The organism is Micrococcus sp. TCR-5 (assembly GCF_052220525.1).
Classification (GTDB): Bacteria; Actinomycetota; Actinomycetes; order Actinomycetales; family Micrococcaceae; genus Micrococcus; species Micrococcus luteus.
The window spans coordinates 21,950-38,887 of sequence record NZ_JBQPDO010000012.1; the positions used below are offsets into that span (position 1 = coordinate 21,950).

The 16,938-nt window shown below is 74.1% G+C and carries 14 protein-coding genes; 5 read left to right on the forward strand and 9 right to left on the reverse strand.

The features are described 5' to 3' along the window. Nucleotides 1–108: 108 nt before the first annotated feature. Both ACTSKS_RS07975 and mfd read left to right on the forward strand, forming a co-directional pair. Nucleotides 109–1,173, forward strand: a complete 1,065-nt coding sequence (locus tag ACTSKS_RS07975; protein WP_144825359.1) for a MauE/DoxX family redox-associated membrane protein — start codon at nucleotides 109–111, stop codon at nucleotides 1,171–1,173. After that, nucleotides 1,170–4,826, forward strand: a complete 3,657-nt coding sequence (gene mfd, locus ACTSKS_RS07980) for a transcription-repair coupling factor (RefSeq protein WP_442927444.1) — start codon at nucleotides 1,170–1,172, stop codon at nucleotides 4,824–4,826. The genes ACTSKS_RS07975 and mfd overlap by 4 nt, the downstream gene beginning before the upstream one ends. Before the next feature lie 6 nt (nucleotides 4,827–4,832). Here mfd and ACTSKS_RS07985 read toward each other — a convergent pair whose 3' ends face one another. Then, nucleotides 4,833–5,165 (reverse strand): PqqD family protein, encoded by a 333-nt coding sequence (locus tag ACTSKS_RS07985; protein ID WP_442927445.1) that lies wholly within the window; start codon nucleotides 5,163–5,165, stop codon nucleotides 4,833–4,835. After that, nucleotides 5,155–6,042: a nucleotidyltransferase family protein gene (locus ACTSKS_RS07990; RefSeq protein ID WP_127435218.1), complete on the reverse strand. Its 888-nt coding sequence runs from the start codon at nucleotides 6,040–6,042 to the stop codon at nucleotides 5,155–5,157. The genes ACTSKS_RS07985 and ACTSKS_RS07990 overlap by 11 nt, the downstream gene beginning before the upstream one ends. Before the next feature lie 202 nt (nucleotides 6,043–6,244). Here ACTSKS_RS07990 and ACTSKS_RS07995 point away from each other — a divergent pair, with 202 nt between their 5' ends. Beyond that, on the forward strand, nucleotides 6,245–6,805 hold the full coding sequence (locus tag ACTSKS_RS07995; RefSeq protein ID WP_155933526.1) for a hypothetical protein: 561 nt from the start codon (nucleotides 6,245–6,247) through the stop codon (nucleotides 6,803–6,805). A gap of 108 nt (nucleotides 6,806–6,913) precedes the next feature. On the opposite strand, the gene ACTSKS_RS08000 is transcribed toward ACTSKS_RS07995, so the two are convergent. After that, a complete protein-coding gene (locus tag ACTSKS_RS08000; protein ID WP_101965785.1) occupies nucleotides 6,914–8,305 on the reverse strand; it encodes a polysaccharide biosynthesis tyrosine autokinase in 1,392 nt (463 codons plus the stop codon). A 126-nt stretch (nucleotides 8,306–8,431) separates the two neighbouring features. On the opposite strand from ACTSKS_RS08000, the gene ACTSKS_RS08005 reads away from it, so the two are divergent. Next, nucleotides 8,432–9,766, forward strand: a complete 1,335-nt coding sequence (locus ACTSKS_RS08005) for an O-antigen ligase family protein (RefSeq protein ID WP_324701500.1) — start codon at nucleotides 8,432–8,434, stop codon at nucleotides 9,764–9,766. A gap of 10 nt (nucleotides 9,767–9,776) precedes the next feature. Here the strand turns inward: ACTSKS_RS08005 and ACTSKS_RS08010 are convergent, their stop codons facing one another. From ACTSKS_RS08010 to ACTSKS_RS08035, 6 genes are all read right to left on the reverse strand, one after another. Further along, the gene (locus ACTSKS_RS08010; protein WP_442927446.1) at nucleotides 9,777–10,616 is read right to left on the reverse strand and encodes an arsenate-mycothiol transferase ArsC; all 840 of its coding nucleotides are present in this window, start codon (nucleotides 10,614–10,616) and stop codon (nucleotides 9,777–9,779) included. After that, nucleotides 10,613–11,680, reverse strand: a complete 1,068-nt coding sequence (locus tag ACTSKS_RS08015) for an acyltransferase family protein (protein ID WP_442927447.1) — start codon at nucleotides 11,678–11,680, stop codon at nucleotides 10,613–10,615. Before ACTSKS_RS08015 ends, ACTSKS_RS08010 begins: the two co-directional genes overlap by 4 nt. Before the next feature lie 78 nt (nucleotides 11,681–11,758). Continuing rightward, nucleotides 11,759–12,064, reverse strand: coding sequence for a hypothetical protein (locus tag ACTSKS_RS08020; RefSeq protein ID WP_324701497.1), 306 nt, complete (start codon nucleotides 12,062–12,064; stop codon nucleotides 11,759–11,761). A 58-nt stretch (nucleotides 12,065–12,122) separates the two neighbouring features. Beyond that, nucleotides 12,123–12,812, reverse strand: a complete 690-nt coding sequence (gene deoC / locus ACTSKS_RS08025; RefSeq protein WP_036340586.1) for a deoxyribose-phosphate aldolase — start codon at nucleotides 12,810–12,812, stop codon at nucleotides 12,123–12,125. Nucleotides 12,813–12,832: 20 nt separating this feature from the next. Further along, nucleotides 12,833–14,563, reverse strand: a complete 1,731-nt coding sequence (locus ACTSKS_RS08030; RefSeq protein WP_324701496.1) for a phospho-sugar mutase — start codon at nucleotides 14,561–14,563, stop codon at nucleotides 12,833–12,835. After that, on the reverse strand, nucleotides 14,563–15,408 hold the full coding sequence (locus tag ACTSKS_RS08035) for a purine-nucleoside phosphorylase (RefSeq protein ID WP_002854392.1): 846 nt from the start codon (nucleotides 15,406–15,408) through the stop codon (nucleotides 14,563–14,565). The genes ACTSKS_RS08030 and ACTSKS_RS08035 overlap by 1 nt, the downstream gene beginning before the upstream one ends. A 73-nt stretch (nucleotides 15,409–15,481) precedes the next feature. On the opposite strand from ACTSKS_RS08035, the gene ACTSKS_RS08040 reads away from it, so the two are divergent. Then, nucleotides 15,482–16,912, forward strand: a complete 1,431-nt coding sequence (locus tag ACTSKS_RS08040; protein WP_141843179.1) for an NAD(P)H-quinone dehydrogenase — start codon at nucleotides 15,482–15,484, stop codon at nucleotides 16,910–16,912. Nucleotides 16,913–16,938 lie beyond the last annotated feature (26 nt).

A 16,938-nucleotide genomic window follows, 5' to 3' on the forward strand; every position in this document is an offset into this window, starting at 1 on the left:
GGCGTCCATCCCTCACCTTATATGCTGGCCTCCGCGACCCGGGTCCCGTGCACGGTGCCGGGACCGGCCGCGCGACCCCTCGTGAACCCCCTGGAAGGTGTGTCCGCCATGTCGGCACTCTGGGCCGTGGCCCTCATCATGCTCCTGAGCGGGACGGTGAAGCTCCGTTCCGGCGAGGACGTGCAGGCCACGTTCACCCGACTCAGGGTGCCCCGCCCGTTCGCGGCCCCCGCCCTGGCGCGCGCGTTCCCCTGGCTCGAGCTGCTGCTCGCCGTCGCCCTCCTGCAGCCCTTCACCCTGCTGCGTCCCGTCGTCGGCCTGGTGGCCGTGGCCCTCTTCGCCGCCTTCCTCGCGCTCGTGGTCCGGGCCCAGGACGACGGCGTCTCGTGCGGCTGCTTCGGCGAGGCCTCGGCCGCCCCGATCTCCCGCACCACCGTGGTCCGCAACGTCGTCTTCCTGGCCCTCGCCGTCCTGGCCGTGGCCGAGGGGATCGTCTCGCTGGCGGTGCACGGCGCGGGCCTGGCCTGGCAGCCGCTCACCGCCTTCGGCGCCGGGGCGTGGGCGTGGGCCCTGCTCGTGTCCGTGCTGCTCGCGACCGCCGCGTTCCTGGCCGGGCGCGAGTCCGTCCCGGCCGCACCCGACGCCGCCCCGGCGACGCCCACGCCCGAGGCCCCGGCCGCCGTCGACCCGGCCGACGGTGCCGAACCCGAACGCCACCCGTTCCCGGACGCCGTCGTGGTCGCGGACGGCGAGTACACCGGTCTGCACCGGCTGGTCGCGGACGGGGCCGTGGTGGCTCTGCGCCTGTCCACGGGGTGCGGCTCCTGCGCGCGGGTGATCGAGCGGCTGGACGAGTTCAAGGACGCGCTCGGGCCGGTCCGGCTGCGGGTCCTGATGCCCCAGCATGCCCCCGGCGCCGACGGGGCGATCCACAGCGGCGCCGTCGACGCGTCCCTCGTGCTCGCCGACCCGGCCGGCGCCGCCTCGCAGGCCCTCGGCCTGCACTCGTTCCCCACCGCGGTGCTGCTCGGCACGGACCGGCTCACCGCCGGCGGCCCGGTGGGCGGCGCCGACGACGTGCTCGCCTTCCTCGAAGAGATCCGGGAGATCATGACCACCGAACTGCCCGCCGCCACGGACGGCTCCACCGCCACCCCGGAGGTCCGCGCATGAGCGCCCCCGAGACCACCCCCGTCCTCGCCCCGCTGCTGCCGCGCCTGCGCGCCGAACGCGCCATCGAGGCGGCCGCCGCCTCCGCCGCCCGGCCGCTCGAGTCCCGGGGCGTCGAACTGGAGATCGGCCTGCCCGACGGCGCCCGCGCGCCCCTGCTGACCGTCCTCGCCGAGGCGCTGGCCGAGGGCCACGGCGAGCGCGCCGCCGTCCTCGTGGTCACCGCGACCACCCGCGAGGCCGAAGACCTCGTGACCGACCTGGCCGCCTGGGCCCCCGCCGGTGCCGCCGCGCTGTTCCCGTCCTGGGAGACGTTGCCCCACGAGCGACTGTCCCCGCGCTCGGACACCGTGGGCGCCCGCCTGGCCGTGCTGCGCCGCCTCGCTCACCCGGAGGAGCACGCGGAGGGCCCGCTGCGCATCGTCGTCGCCCCCGTGCGCGCCGTGCTGCAGCCCCTCGTGGCCGGGCTCGGCGAGCTGAGCCCCGTGACCCTGCGGACGGGGGAGGAACGGGACTTCGACGGCGTGGTGGCCGCGCTCGCGGACGCCGCCTACTCGCGCGTGGACATGGTCAGCCGACGCGGCGAGTTCGCCGTGCGCGGCGGGCTGATCGACGTGTTCCCGCCCACCGAGGACTACCCCGTGCGCATCGAGTTCTTCGGCGACGAGGTGGAGCAGATGCGCTGGTTCTCCGTGGCGGACCAGCGCTCCCTCGAGGACACCACGGAGGACGGCTCGGGCCACCCCTCCGAGCTGTACGCGCCCCCGTGCCGCGAGCTGCTGATCACGGACCACGTGCGCCGGCGCGCCAAAGAGCTGATCCCGGCCATGCCCGCCGCCGCGGACATGCTGGACCGGATCGCCGAGGGCGTGGCCGTGGAGGGCATGGAGTCCCTCTCCCCGCTGCTGGCCGAGGCCATGACTTCGCTGCCCCGCATGCTGCCCACCGGCTCGCTGACCGTCCTCGTGGAGCCCGAGCGCCTGCGCGGCCGCGCCGACGACCTGCTGGCCACCAACGAGGAGTTCCTCCAGGCCGCGTGGGCCGGCGCCGCGCAGGGCGCGGTCGCCCCGGTGGACGTGGCCGGGGCGGACCAGTCCGCCGCGGGAGGCTTCCTCACGGTGGCCGAACTCCGCGCGGCCGCCCTCGAGCAGGACCAGGGGTTCTGGTCCGTCACCGCGCTGGTCTCGGACGCCGAGCTGCTGCCCGACGCCGCCACCCTGCGCGCCACCCTCGGCGTCCCGCAGACCTTCTCGGGCGACATCGAGGCCATGGTCGCGCACACCCGCGTCCGGCTCGCGGAAGGGTGGCATGCCGTGGTCCTCACCGACGGCCCCGGCTCCGCCCGCCGCCTCGCCGAGCTCACCACGGAGGCCGGCCTCACGGCCTCCGTGGCGGACGGGCCCCTGCCCGCGGACCTCGCCCCGGGGCGGGTCTCCATCGCGGCGGCGCCCGTCGGCTCCGGCTTCACGATCCCGGACGCGCAGATCGCGCTGATCACGGAGCACGACCTCTTCGGCCGGCACCGCACCGCGGGCACGCGCGCCCCCGGAGCGCGGCTGGCCCGGAAGCGGCGCAACGCCGTCGACCCGCTGACCCTGCAGCCCGGCGACCACGTGGTGCACTCCCAGCACGGCATCGCCCGCTTCGTGGAGCTGCAGCGCCGCAAGGTCACCGGCGGCCCGCGCACCGCCCCCGGCGCCGAGGAGTCCTACCGCGAGTACCTCGTGCTGGAGTACGCGCCCTCGAAGCGCGGCGCCCCCGGCGACCGGCTGTTCGTGCCCACCGACCAGCTCGACCTGATCTCCACCTACGTGGGCGGGGAGACGCCGTCGCTGTCCAAGATGGGCGGCTCGGACTGGGCGCAGACCAAGTCCAAGGCCAAGCGCGCCACCCGCGAGATCGCCGGCGAGCTCATCCGCCTGTACTCGGCCCGTATGGCCTCGCGCGGCCACGCGTTCGCCCCGGACACCCCGTGGCAGGGCGAGCTGGAGGAGGCGTTCCCGTTCATCGAGACGCCCGATCAGCTGACCACCATCGAGGACGTCAAGAAGGACATGGAGGCGGCCGTCCCCATGGACCGGCTCGTCTCCGGCGACGTCGGCTTCGGCAAGACCGAGGTGGCCGTGCGCGCCGCGTTCAAGGCGGTGCAGGACGGCAAGCAGGTGGCCGTGCTCGTCCCGACGACGCTGCTCGCCCGCCAGCACCACCAGACGTTCTCCGACCGGTTCGCCGGCTTCCCCGTGAAGGTGGCCGCGCTCTCCCGGTTCCAGACCGCCAAGGAGTCCAAGGAGGTCATCGAGGGGCTCGCGCACGGCGAGGTGGACGTGGTGATCGGCACCCACCGGCTGCTCTCCGACCAGGTGCAGTTCAAGGACCTGGGCCTGGTGATCGTGGACGAGGAGCAGCGCTTCGGCGTCGAGCACAAGGAGGCGCTGAAGAAGATGCGCACCAACGTGGACGTGCTCGCCATGTCCGCCACGCCCATCCCGCGCACCCTCGAGATGTCCCTCACCGGCATCCGCGAGACCTCCACGCTGGCCACCGCCCCGGAGGAGCGCCACCCCGTGCTCACCTCGGTGGGCCCGTACTCGGACCAGCAGGTCACCGCGGCCATCCGCCGCGAGCTGATGCGCGAGGGCCAGGTGTTCTACGTGCACAACCGCGTCACCACCATCGACAAGGTGGCTAAGCGCATCGCCGAGCTGGTGCCGGAGGCGCGGATCGCCGTCGCCCACGGCAAGATGAGCGAGGCCCGGCTCGAGCAGATCATGGTGGACTTCTGGGAGCGGAAGTTCGACGTGCTCGTCTCCACCACGATCATCGAGACCGGCCTGGACATCGCCAACGCCAACACCCTGATCGTGGAGGACGCCCACCGCTACGGCCTCTCGCAGCTGCACCAGCTGCGCGGCCGCGTGGGCCGTGGCCGCGAGCGGGCGTACGCGTACTTCCTGTACGACCCGCAGAAGCCCCTGGGCGAGGTGGCCCTCGAACGGCTCAAGGCCGTGGCCACCCACAACGAGCTCGGCGCGGGCATGCAGCTGGCCATGAAGGACCTCGAGATCCGCGGCGCCGGCAACCTGCTGGGCGGGGAGCAGTCCGGCCACATCGCCGGCGTGGGCTTCGACCTCTACCTGCGGATGGTGGGCGAGGCCGTGGCCGACTTCAAGGGCGAGGAGGACACCGCGCCCGCCGAGGTGAAGGTGGAGCTGCCGGTCAACGCCCACCTGCCGCACGACTACGTGCCGGGGGAGCGGCTGCGCCTGGAGATGTACCGCAACCTCGCCCAGGCCGCGGACGACGCCGCCGTGGACGCCGTGGTGGAGGAGCTCAAGGACCGCTACGGCCCGCTGCCGGAGCCGGTGGAGGCGCTCGTCGCCGTCGCCCGGTTCCGCAACCGGGCGCGGGCCGCGGGCGTCACCGAGGTGATGCTGCTGGGCCAGAACGTGAAGTTCGGCCCCGCCGCGGACCTGCCGGAGTCCCGTCAGATGCGCCTGACCCGCATGTACAAGGGCGCCCAGGTCAAGCCGGCCCTGAACGGCGTCCTCATCCCGCGGCCCAAGACCAAGCCGGTCATGGGCCAGGATCTCGTGGACGTCCCGCTGCTCGAGTGGGCGCAGCAGGTGGTCGACGCGATCTTCGCGCCGGAGGGCTGAGACAGGTCAGGCCGTCGTCATGCGGACGAGGACGCCGTGCGCCTCGAGCATCTCGAGGAACGCGTGGACGTCGGCCGCGACGTCGGCGGGGGCGAGGCCGAACGCCTCCGCCACCTGGACCGTGACGTCCGTCGTCGACAGCGGCGCCGGCGGATCCGCGACCAGGTCGTCCTCCGGCGTGCGGCCGCCCACGAGGACGTCCCAGATCACGTCGCCCGAGGCGCTCAACAGCAGCGGCTGACCGGCCTCGAGCGTCATGACGACGGCCTGGCCGCCGGCGGTGCGGGCCCACGCGATGTCGGGGGCCAGGGCCCAGCCCTCGGTGGTCTCAACGGTCACGGCGCACCGCCTTCCTCCAGGCCCAGCCGGCGAGTGCGCCGAGCCGGGCGCGCTGCTCGCGCCACAGGTCCGCGCGGGTGACAGGCCGGCCCAGGCGCATCTGCAGATGGGGGCGGTTCACCGGGATCGTGCGGGCCACGAGGACGGCCCGCTCCCGCGCCGTGGCGGCCGACTGCCACCGGGTGCGGAACAGCTCCAGACCGCTCTGGCTCTCGTGCAGCGCCGCGAAGAGGGTCAGCTGCCTGGAGTCGACGCCGTCGGCGGCCTCGCCCGTGGCGACGTGCCAGGCCGCGCCCGCGTCCAGCCGGTGGGCTTCCTCGCGCAGGGCTGCCCAGCTTTCGGCGGGCAGGGATTCCCGGATGTGCCGGACGTCGTGCGCGCCGCGATACGGATCGCGGGCCGCGTGGACGATGACGACGAGCCGCTGGTGGCACGGGCTCGGCACCGGAACGGGCCGGCCGGCGATCACGAGGTGGGTGTGCTCGCTCCACAGGGTGTCGAAGGCCGCCTCGGGGGACGGGCCGAGTCCGGGGAAGAGCCGATGCACGTCCACATACCCCAGCTGGTCATGCCAGAGCGTGGCCGCGTGCTGGAAGATCGATCCCTCCGAGAAGGTGGCGACCGGTTCCCAGCCGTGGGAGTCCAGGAGTGCGATGACGGCGGCGGCATCGGTGGGATGGACCAGCAGGTCCACGTCCGAACTGCGGCGGTGATCGGGGTAGACGCCGGGCTCGGTGGCGTAGCCCTTGAGGTGCAGGGCGCGGATGTCGGCCCGGCCCAGCAGGTGCGCGATGCGGGCGTGGGCGAGGCGGACGCGGATCTCGAGGTCCAGGGACGGCGGGGCGGCCGGTCGCTGTCCCGTCGCACGTTCCCCCATGGCCGCGAGCTTAGCCGACCGAAAGGAGGGCCCCTCATCCACACGGACGCACAGGGATGCTGGCAATGAGCTGTGCGGCCCATCTACACTCAGCTGGAGAGCTCCACAGCCGATGCTCACCGAGTATCCCGCGGTGCTCCGTCCACTCGCGTGACCCCGTTCGGGCGCGAAAGCCACACCTCGACTCGAAACGAGTGAAGCCATGCAGAAGAACACCTCCACCCTCTCCCGTCGCAAGGTGACCGCCGGCATCGCGTGGTCGGTCCCGGCCGTCGCCGCCGTCGCCGCCGCCCCGTTCGCCGCCGCCTCCCCGACCGGCTGCGCCGCCGTGACCACGGGAACCGCCGAGAAGTTCCCGGGCGGTGGCCACCCCGATGGCATCAAGCAGGCCTACGGCTTCACCATCACCATCACCAACACGTCGCCCACCCCCGTGTACGTCGACCCGGGCACGGTGACCGTGGTGTTCGGCGGTCATACCACCCGAAACGGCGAGGCGCGTCTCTACACCGCCAACCCGTGCAGGGGAGGCAAGCGACTGGCCGCCATGGACCCCGCGCTGCTCCTGCAGTCGGGCCAGTCCAAGACCTACTACTACGTGGTGAACAACACCGGCAACTCGGCCAACGAGTCCGGCTGCGTCGAGGGCAAGCTGCAGCTGGCCCTGCCGAAGGGCGCTCCCGAGGGTGCCGATCTCTGCAACGACGGCGTCGTCGAGTTCAGCAACTGCTTCGAGACCACCCCGCCCACGGCGCGCTGCTGATCGTCTGAGCACCACCGTGAAGGGCCCCGCCTCCTCAGAGGCGGGGCCCTTCTGCATCCCCGTGCCCGCGTCGTCATTGCGACGACCTGGCCCTGCGGCCGGGCGCGGTCAGCGTCGTGACGTGTCGCCCGCGGTCCCGGCCGCGGCCTCGGCGGCGTCCCGGGGCGCCTGGTAGTAGGCGTCGTAGCTGCCGCCGTCCGCGCCGTAGCCCCCGCCGTAGTAGTCCGAGCCCACGCCGGAGGCCGGGGTGCCGTTGAGCACGACGCCGAGCACCCGGGCGTTGACGCCCGCGAGCATGTCCCGGGCCACCTCGAGGTGCTCCTTGCGGGTCTTGCCGTGGCGGATCACCAGGACGGTGCCGTCCACCGCCGTGGCGAGCAGGGTGGAGTCCGTGACGGGCAGCACGGGCGGGGCGTCCACGAGCACCATGTGCGTCTCGGCGAGGGCGGTGAGCAGGTCCCTCATCCGCTCGGAGCCGAGCTGTTCGGACGGGTTCGGGGGAGTGCGGCCGGCAGGCAGGAGGAGCAACCCGTCCTCGCCCACGGGGATCAGCACGTCCTGGAGGGCGACGTCCCCGTTGAGGACCTCGGACAGGCCCACACGGCCGTCGACGCCGAACTGCAGGGCCTGACGGGGGCGCCGCAGATCGGCGTCGATGAGGATCACCGGCTGGCCGGCGGCCGCCACGGTCAGGGCCAGGTTGCCGATCACCGTCGACTTGCCCTCGCCGGGGTTGGAGCTGGTGAACGCGATGGTGCGGGGCGGATCGTCCACCGCAGCGAACCGCAGGTTGGTCCGCAGCTGACGCACCGCCTCCGACGCGCGGGGGGAGAGGGGCGCCATCGGCGCCGTGCGTTCCGCCTTCATGCTGGGGTCCAGGGGGATGGCGCCGAGCAGGCCCGCCCCGCCCGCCACCTGGGCGTCCGTCGTCGTCCGCACGTTGACGTCCAGCAGCCGCCGCAGGAGCGCGACGATCAGGCCGAGGACGAGGCCTGCGCCCAGGCCGTACAGCAGGTGGCGGACGCGGTCCGGGCTCGAGGGCGTGGCCGGCGCGAGGGCGTCCTCCATGGCCGTGACCTTGACGTTGGACGTCGGATCGAGCTCGTTCGCCACGTCGGCGGTCGCCACGAGCGCCCCGTTGGCCAGCGCGGCGGCCTGCTGCGCATCGGGGGCCACGGCGGACACCGTGATGAGGTTCGAGTTCGGCACCAGGGCGGCGCTCATGGTCGCGCCGGCGGTGTCCAAGCCCTCGGACGCGATCCGCTCGCGGACCGTGCGGCTGTTGATCAGCGGGATGTAGGACTGGGCGCGGGTCTGGGCGGTCTCCGTGCCGGAGATGCTCGCCTCCCCCTCCACCGTGACGAACGCGGACGAGGTGGCGGTGTACAGCGTGGGCTGCAGCAGCGAGTAGACAAGGCCCATCGCCAGGCCCAGCGCGGCGCATCCCAGGATCACCAGGCGGTTCGCGCGCAGCACACGGAGGAAATCGATGATGTTCATGGTGTCCCAGGATCGGAGGGCATCGGCTCAGCTCACTCTAACAAGGGGGACAGCCCATTCCTTCGCACTCGTCTACGCTGGGCGTGGGGCGGAGACGTGCCCCGGGATGACGACGGAGGAGCGGTCATGACGGTGGGGTACGACGCGCGGGGGTCGCGATCCTCCGATCCTCGCTACGTGGCCCTGCAGGCGGAGCGGGAGAAGCACGCCCGCGCCGCCGCCCGCGGCACGTCCGTGTGGTCGGCCGACCAGGACGCCGTCGTCCCCCGCGAGCCCCTGCGCATCCCCGAACTGCTGCTCGGCGCCCTGCTGGCCATGGAGGCGTTCGGCGTTCCCCTCGGCCCCGTGGCGCTCCCGCTGAACGAGGCGGGCATGCTCCTGCTGCTGGCCCTGGCGCTGTGCCGACGGTCCCGCCGCGATGTCTCCGCCCTCGGTTTGACCGCCGTGCTCGCCGCCGCCGTGCTGCTGTTCCTCGCGATCGTCTCCGTGTCCCAGGGCATCCCGGACCTGGAGTGGCTGCGCCGGTGGGTGCGGATGGCGGCCCTCGTCGGGCTCGTCGGCTGCATCGCCGGCGGCCGGCTCAGCCTGCGCTCGCTGGCCGTCGGGCTCGGCGCCGCCATGGCCCTGAACGTGCCCCTCTTCTATGCCGGCCTCGTGCCCGCGCCCTACGGCAGCTTCCTGACCGGTGTCCTCGCGGACAAGAACGTGGCGGGCCTCTACTACGCGGCCATGCCGGTCCTGGCGCTCGCCCTCGTGCGGACGCGGCGGTGGAAGCTGATCCTGCTCGTCGCGGCAGCGGTGTGCGTCGTCCTCACGGGCTCCCGCACCTCCATGGCGGGCTTCGCCTGCGCCGTCCTGTGGCTCTGGCTGACGCCGCGGATGGGGGCGGGTCTGCGCCTGGTCCTGCTGGCGGTCCTCGCCTGGGCGGTCGCGTTCGCCGAGGAGAACCTGGCCCGCATCGCCGTCTTCGCGGACCGCACCGGCACGGACTGGCTGCGCTCGAACATCCAGGCCGAGACGGCCGTGCGCGTCGCGGAGACGCCGTGGTACGGCCGGGGCCTCACCACGGCGTACGTGGACTTCGGCGGTGCCACGTGGCACTACCACAACTCCTACGCGGGCCTCTACACCGAGGGCGGTGTCGTGCTCCTCCTCGCCGTCCTCGGCGCCTACGCAGTCTTCGGGCTGCGCCTGTTCAGCGCCCGGCTGCGCACCCCCTCGCGCGCGGCGGTGGAGGCGGCGGCCGTCGTCGTGTTCGTCTCCGCGACGCAGCTGGGCGAGGTGTTCATCACGATCCCGAGCATGCTCGTCGTCGCCGCCGGCGTGACCCTCTGGCTCGACGAGCGGGACGCCCCGCTCGAGAGCGAGGTGCTCGAGCGGCGCCGTCGTCGGGTGCTGGCCGCGGCGCGCCGGGGGCAGCACGCCCCGTCCTCCGGTGGGCACGCCGTCCCCGATCTCTGACGCCGGCCGGTCAGGCGCCCGTCGGCTCCTCCTCCACGAGGTCCCCGTCGAGGGCCCGGGCGATCTCCCACGCCAGCAGCTCGACGATCGGCTGCGCGGTCTGCGCCATCGCGGCGTAGCCCTCGGCGGGGCCGCGGAACGGGTCCGGCAGATCCGCGTCCGGTCGCTCCCCCTGGGCGATCAGGCGGGAGCGCAGCTCCGCCAGCGCCGTGACGAGCGCGGTGACGCCCGCGCCCGGAGGGACCGACGCGGCGAGCTCCTCGCCGTGGTCGCGCAGGAGGGTGCCCATGCCGAGGATCGTGAAGGTCCGGCGCACTGCCGCGGGGTCCTCGCGCAGCACCTCGTCCAGGTGGTCGTCCGTCGCGGTCAGGACGAGGTCCTGGTCCGCCAGCGAACGCCCGGTCAGCTGCTGCGGTCGATGCTGCGTCAACGCGGCGCGGACGCGGCGGCTCGGCGCGAGGTCGAGCAGCGGGCCGGGGACGGTCAGCGCCTGGTTCGGTTCCGTGCCCGCGCTCGTGACCACCGCGCGGCCCCGGTCGCCGAGCAGGGCGTTGAGCTGCGCCTGCAGCGCGTACTCCACGTAGGCGGAGCGGCAGATGTTGCCCGTGCACACGACGAGGACGCGGGCGCTCGGCAGGGGGCCGGGGACACGGTCGGCCGGGTGGGGGAGGAACGCCGGGCCGAGCCGGAACTCGGCGAGGCGATCCTCCCGCGCCGGGGAGGCCGCCGGGGCGTCGGCGTCGCCGCCGTCACCCGCCGGGTGGCCGCCGTCGCGGGTCGACACCTCGGGCTCCTCCGGCGTCGGCGGCAGGAACGGGTTGCGGATCGGGGGGCGATGATCCCTGCTCATGGGTGTGTCCTCTCCGAGGCGGTCGTGACGCGCGGCAGCGCGGACGTGACGGGGTGCGGGGGCTCCATGCGTCGCAGGCGGTGCACCGGGTGCCAGCGGCGGCGCGCCCCCGTGAACGGCTTGGACAGGGGGGTGGCGAGCAGGGCGAGGCCTGCCAGCCAGCTGAGGGCGAGCGCGAGGGCGAACTTGGCGGCGTTGTTCTCCACGCCGTGGCGCGTGACCCACATCAGCACCCAGCCGTGCAGCAGCACCACCACCGTGCCCGTCCGGACCAGGGCGGTGATGGCGAGGCGCAGGGCCTGACCGGTCCCGGTGCGTCGGGCGAAGGAGCGCAGCAGTCCCTCCACCGTGGAACCGAACACGAGCACCATCCCCGCGGACGTCAGGACGCCCACGACGGGGGTGAGCACCGGCGTGCCGAAGCCGCCGAACTTGATGTTGGGCGGCTCCAGGCCCAGCCGGACCGCGACCAGCCCGAGCAGCACCAGGCCGACGCCGATGAGCGTCCGATGGCGCCGCACGTGCGGCTGGACGCGGCGGCGGAACATCTCGCCGCTGAGGACGAACAGCAGGCACGGCAGGGCCAGCCCGACGCCCAGTGGCGTGCGGGCGATCGCGGAGTCCGGCACGAGGTGGGCCCACGCCAGCCCGGCCAGGCCCACCGCCCAGGCGACGGCGGACGGGAAGCGCTCGAGGAATCGGCGCAGCACCGTGGTGAAGAACAGGACGGAGATGAACCAGAACGCCCACCACGGGGGCTCCTGGTCCGCGCCCCCGTACCAGCCGGTGAGCATCAGGCGCCGCAGGAGGTCGGGGTCGTCGGCGAACCACGCGAACGCGGCCACGGACATGAGCGCCGCCCACACCAGGTACGGCACCATCAGGCTCCGGAAGCGGCCCCGCACGTCCGTGGCCCAGGGGCGGCCGCGCGTCCAGAAGTAGCCGGTGAGGAAGAAGAACAGCGGCATCCGCCAGATCTCCAGGTACCGGCTGAAGGTGAGGTCCGTCAGGTATGCGTGACCCAGCACCACCGCCGCGATGGAGACAAGCCGAAGGGCGTCCACCCCCGTGTTGCGGGTGGACGCCCTTCGGCGCGCGGCGGCCGGACGACCGGTGTCAGCGATCCTCGGCTCCGGGCTGGCTCAGCGGTGCGCGGCGCCGGTCTCGACGGCGTGGGCACCGGTGGCGGCGTGGTCGACGGCGGGGCGGGTGTGGATGGCGGTGGTGTCCACGGTGTCGCTGCGGCCCAGGAACGCCTTGGGGATCATGAAGGCCACGGTGGCCAGGGCCAGCGCGATCAGGCCGGGGATCCAGACCGACTCGAGCGACCAGAAGCCCATGGCGTAGAGGCAGCCGAGGAACGCGCCGAAGGCGACGATGAAGGCGATCAGGGAACCCCAGACGCCGCCCACGTTGGAGTGGTCGATGGCCTTGCCGTTGCGGATCACGTGATGCTCCTTCGGTGCGGTCCCGGCCGGGGCGGACGCCCGGCCGAAGTGATGCGAGTCAGTCGGATCCCAGGATAGCAAGCGCGGAGCTGGCCCCGATCCGGGTGGCGCCGGCCTCGATCATCGCCAGGGCGTCCGCGCGGGTGCGCACCCCGCCGGAGGCCTTCACGCCGATGCGCTCGCCCACGGTGCGGCGCATCAGCGCGACGTGCTCGACGGTGGCGCCCGCGGTGGAGAAGCCCGTGGAGGTCTTCACGAAGTCCGCCCCGGCCTCGACCGCGGCCTCGCAGGCCAGGACGATCGCGTCGTCGTCCAGCAGGGCGGTCTCCACGATCACCTTGAGCAGCGCCCCGCCGTCGCCTGCGGGGCCGTCCGCGTGCGCGGCCTCGGCCACGGCGCGGACGTCCGCGACGAGCCGGTCGCGGTCCCCGGCGCGGGCCGCGGCGACGTCGAGGACCATGTCCACCTCGTCCGCGCCGGCGTCGATCGCCTGCCGGGCCTCGAAGGCCTTGACCTCCGAGGCGTTGGCGCCGAGGGGGAAGCCGATCACGGTGCAGGTCAGCACGTCCGAGCCCGCGAGCTCGGCGGCCACCAGCGGCACCCACACGGGGTTGATGCAGACGCTCTTGACCCCGGCCTCGCGGGACTCGGCCACGAGGCGGCGCACGTCCGCCTCCGAGGTGTCGGCCTTCAGGGCGGTCGCGTCGATGTACTTCGCCAGCTCGGCGGTGGTGAGGGAGACGGTCATGTCCGCCAGCCTACCGAGGCTCAGCCGCCCACGAGGGCCGTCACCTCGGCGCGCAGCGCCTCGAGCCGCTCGGCGGCCGCGGCCGGGTCGGCGTCCCGGGTGCCGAGGTAGCACTTGAGCTTCGGCTCGGTGCCGGAGGGACGCACGAGCACGCGGGTGCCGGAGTCGGTGGCGAACAGCAGCGCGTCCGTGGGCGGCAGCCCGTCCCCGCCGGCGGCCAGGTCCCGGCGCACGGTGACCGGCTCGCCCGCGAGCGTGGCCGGCCCCTGCTGACGCAGGGCGGTCATGGTGCGGGCGATCAGGGACAGGTCCGCCACGCGGACCGAGACCTGGGCGCTGGGCATGGCGCCGGTGACCGCATCGACGTCGGCCAGGGCGTCCGTCAGGCCGCGTCCCTGCGCCGTGAGGGCGGCGGCCAGCTCCGCGGCCATGAGGGCGGCCGTGATGCCGTCCTTGTCCCGCACCATGTCCGGGTCCACGCAGTAGCCGAGGGCCTCCTCGTAGCCGAAGCCGAGGTCCGGGGCGCGGGAGATCCACTTGAAGCCGGTCAGCGTGACGTGGTGCCTCACCCCCTTCGCCTCCGCCAGGGCGGCCAGCTGCGGGGAGGAGACCACGGAGTTCGCGGCGCTGCGGCCGGCCGCGTGCAGGGCCGGCATCGCGTGCGCGCCCAGCAGCGTCCCGACGGCGTCGCCCGAGAGCATCCGCCACGTGCGGACGCCGTGCGCGTCGGTGACGGGCGCGGCCAGGGCCAGGCGGTCGGCGTCGGGGTCGTTGGCGATCACCAGGTCCGCGTCCACCTCGGCGGCCAGGGCGAGGGCGAGGTCCATCGCCCCCGGCTCCTCCGGGTTGGGGAACGCGACCGTGGGGAAGGCCGGGTCCGGGGCGGCCTGCTCGGCCACCACGTGGACGGGGCCGAAGCCGGCGTCCTCGAGCAGGCCCGGGACCACGGCGCCGCCCACGCCGTGCAGGGGCGTGTAGACCACGCGCAGGTCGCGGTGGCCGTGCCGGCCGTCGTCGAGCACGCCGAGGGCCGCCGCGCGGTAGGCCTCCAGCAGGTCCGGCCCGGCCACGGTCCAGCCGTCGTCGGCGAGCGGGATGTCCGCGGCCCACGCCGCGTGGTCGATGCGGGCGGCGATCTCCGCGTCCGCGGGGGAGACGATCTGCGCCCCCCGGCCCGCCTCGTCCGTGAGCCGCCCGCCGAGGTAGACCTTGTAGCCGTTGTCCGCGGGCGGGTTGTGGCTGGCCGTGACCATCACGCCCGCGTCCGCGCTGAGATGGCGCACCGCGAAGGCGAGCACCGGCGTCGGCAGCGGGTCCGGCAACAGGACGGTCTGCACGCCCGCGGCCGTCAGGACGGCGGCCGTGTCCGCGGCGAAGGCGGCCGAGCCGCGTCGCGCGTCGTACCCGACGACGGCCAGCGGCGGGGCCGCGTCCCGTCCGACGCCGTCCCACAGGTGGGCGGCCAGACCCGCCGCGGTGCGGCGCACCACGAGCCGGTTCATGCGGGACTCGCCCGGGCCCTCCTCGGCGCGCAGGCCGGCGGTGCCGAAGACGAGCGGCCCGGCGAAGCGGGCGGCGAGCACCGCCCGGGCGGCCGCGGCCTCCGGGCCGACGCCGGCGGCCGCGTCGAGCTCGGCGCGCAGGGTGTCCCGGTGCGCGGGATCGGGGTCCTCCGCCGCCCACCGCTCAGCCCGGGCGAGGACGTCCTCCGGGAGCGCGGCGACGTCGTCGTGCGGGGGATGCGCGGGCATCAGAGCCGCCCCACGATGTCCGCGAGCAGGCGCGCGATGCGCGGGCCGGCGGCCTGGCCGGCCTCGACGACCTCGGCGTGGGACAGTGGCGTCTCCGAGATGCCGGCGCCGAGGTTGGTCACCAGCGAGATGCCGAACACCTCCAGCCCGGCGTGACGGGCCGCGATCGCGTCCAGTGCCGTGGACATGCCGACGAGGTCGCCGCCGAGGGTGCGCGCCATCCGCACCTCGGCGGGGGTCTCGTACTGCGGGCCGGCGAACTGGACGTACACGCCCTCGCGCAGGGACGGGTCCACCTCACGGGCGATCGCGCGCAGCCGCGGGGAGTAGAGGTCGGTCAGGTCCACGAACGTGGCGCCGGCGAGCGGGGTGGCGCCGGTGAGGTTGATGTGGTCCGCGATCAGGACGGGGGTGCCCGGGGCGATCTCCGGGTCCAGGCCGCCGCAGCCGTTGGTCAGCACCACGGTGCGTGCCCCGGCGGCGGCGGCGGTGCGGACGGTGTGCGCCACGGCCTGGGCGTCGCGGGACTCGTAGAAGTGCGTGCGCGAGCCGAAGACGAGGGCGTGCGTGCCGTCCGGCAGTCGGACCGAGCGGATCACCGCGTTGTGGCCGGGCACCTTCGGGGCGTGGAAGCCGGGCACCTCGGCCAGCGGCACGGCGGCGACCTCGTCGCCGATCAGGCCGGCGGCCTCGCCCCAGCCGGAGCCGAGGACGACGGCGACGCGGTGCTCCGCCACGCCCGTCGCCCGGGCGATGGTGTCGGCGGCCGCGCGGGCCTCGGCGAAGCCCGGATGGTCGCCGGTCAGGGGGGAGTCGGGGGAGGGGATGCTGGTCTGGTCGGTCACGTCGTGGAGTCTAGGCGGTGTCCCGTGGGCGCGGGCTAGGACTTTCCCGTCCGCGGCGGACACAATGGAGCCCGTGACCGAGGAAAACAGCACCTTCATCCCGTCCCTGACCATCATCGGCGGCGGCCCCGGCGGCTACGAGGCCGCCATGGTGGCCGCGAAGCTGGGCGCCCGCGTGACCCTGGTCGAGCGCCAGGGGTTGGGCGGCGCGGCCGTCCTCACGGACGTGGTCCCCTCCAAGACGCTGATCGCCGCCGCCGACTCGATGCGCCGCGTGGGCGCCTCCGTGGACCTGGGCGTCGATCTCGGCGGGGCCGAGGTCCACGCGGACATGGGCCAGGTCGGCCGCCGCATCCTGAACCTGGCCCACGAGCAGTCCTCGGACATCCGCGCGGGCCTCGAGCGGGTCGGCGTCCGGGTGATCGACGGCGTGGGCCGCGTCGTCGGCCCCCACGAGGTGTCCGTCCGCGCCCTCGACGACGCCGACGCCGGCGCCGAGCCCGAGATCATCACCTCGGACGCGATCCTCGTGGCCGTCGGCGCGAGCCCCCGCGAGCTGCCCACCGCCGTCCCGGACGGCGAGCGGATCTTCAACTGGAAGCAGGTCTACAACCTCAAGGAGCTTCCCGAGCACCTGATCGTCGTGGGCTCCGGCGTCACCGGCGCCGAGTTCGCCTCGGCCTACAACCGCCTCGGTGCCAAGGTCACCCTCGTCTCCTCCCGCGACCGCGTGCTCCCCGGCGAGGACGCCGACGCCGCCGAGCTGCTCGAGAAGGTCTTCGAGGACAACGGCCTCAGGGTGATCGCCCGCTCCCGCGCCGAGGCCGTCGAGCGGACCGAGACCGGCGTGCGCGTGCACCTCTCCGGCGAGGGCGCCGAGGACACCCCGTCGATCGAGGGCTCCCACGCCCTCGTCGCCGTCGGCGGCGTGCCGAACACGGCGGGCCTCGGTCTCGACGACGTGGGCGTGAAGCTGGCCGACTCCGGCCACGTGATCGTGGACGGCGTCTCCCGCACGTCCGTGCCGAGCATCTACGCGGCGGGCGACTGCACGGGCAAGCTCGCCCTCGCCTCGGTGGCGGCCATGCAGGGGCGCATCGCCGTCGCCCACCTGCTCGGCGACGCCCTCAAGCCGCTGCGCCCGCACCTGCTGGCCTCGAACATCTTCACCTCGCCGGAGATCGCCACCGTGGGCGTCACGCAGGCGCAGGTGGACTCCGGCCAGTATCAGGCGGACGTGCTGCGCCTGGACTTCCACACCAACCCTCGCGCCAAGATGTCCGGCGCGGAGGAGGGGTTCGTGAAGATCTTCGCCCGTCAGGGCTCCGGCACCGTGATCGGCGGCGTGGTGGTCTCGCCGCGCGCCTCCGAGCTGATCTACGCGCTCGCGCTCGCGGTCACGCACAAGCTGCACGTGGACGACCTCGCGGACACCTTCACCGTGTACCCGTCCATGTCCGGGTCGATCGCGGAGGCGGCACGCCGCCTGCACGTGCGCATCTGACCCAGAGACGACTTTCGGTCGTGAGA

What these genes read in the sequence shown, in the direction of transcription:
- ACTSKS_RS07990 (WP_127435218.1), bottom strand. Translation starts at nt 6,042, where the DNA reads ATGGGGGAACGTGCGACGGGACAGCGACCGGCCGCCCCGCCGTCCCTG.
- ACTSKS_RS08005 (WP_324701500.1), top strand. Translation starts at nt 8,432, where the DNA reads ATGACGGTGGGGTACGACGCGCGGGGGTCGCGATCCTCCGATCCTCGC.
- mfd (WP_442927444.1), top strand. Translation starts at nt 1,170, where the DNA reads ATGAGCGCCCCCGAGACCACCCCCGTCCTCGCCCCGCTGCTGCCGCGC.
- ACTSKS_RS08010 (WP_442927446.1), bottom strand. Translation starts at nt 10,616, where the DNA reads ATGAGCAGGGATCATCGCCCCCCGATCCGCAACCCGTTCCTGCCGCCG.
- deoC (WP_036340586.1), bottom strand. Translation starts at nt 12,812, where the DNA reads ATGACCGTCTCCCTCACCACCGCCGAGCTGGCGAAGTACATCGACGCG.
- ACTSKS_RS08030 (WP_324701496.1), bottom strand. Translation starts at nt 14,563, where the DNA reads ATGCCCGCGCATCCCCCGCACGACGACGTCGCCGCGCTCCCGGAGGAC.
- ACTSKS_RS07995 (WP_155933526.1), top strand. Translation starts at nt 6,245, where the DNA reads ATGCAGAAGAACACCTCCACCCTCTCCCGTCGCAAGGTGACCGCCGGC.
- ACTSKS_RS08000 (WP_101965785.1), bottom strand. Translation starts at nt 8,305, where the DNA reads ATGAACATCATCGATTTCCTCCGTGTGCTGCGCGCGAACCGCCTGGTG.
- ACTSKS_RS07975 (WP_144825359.1), top strand. Translation starts at nt 109, where the DNA reads ATGTCGGCACTCTGGGCCGTGGCCCTCATCATGCTCCTGAGCGGGACG.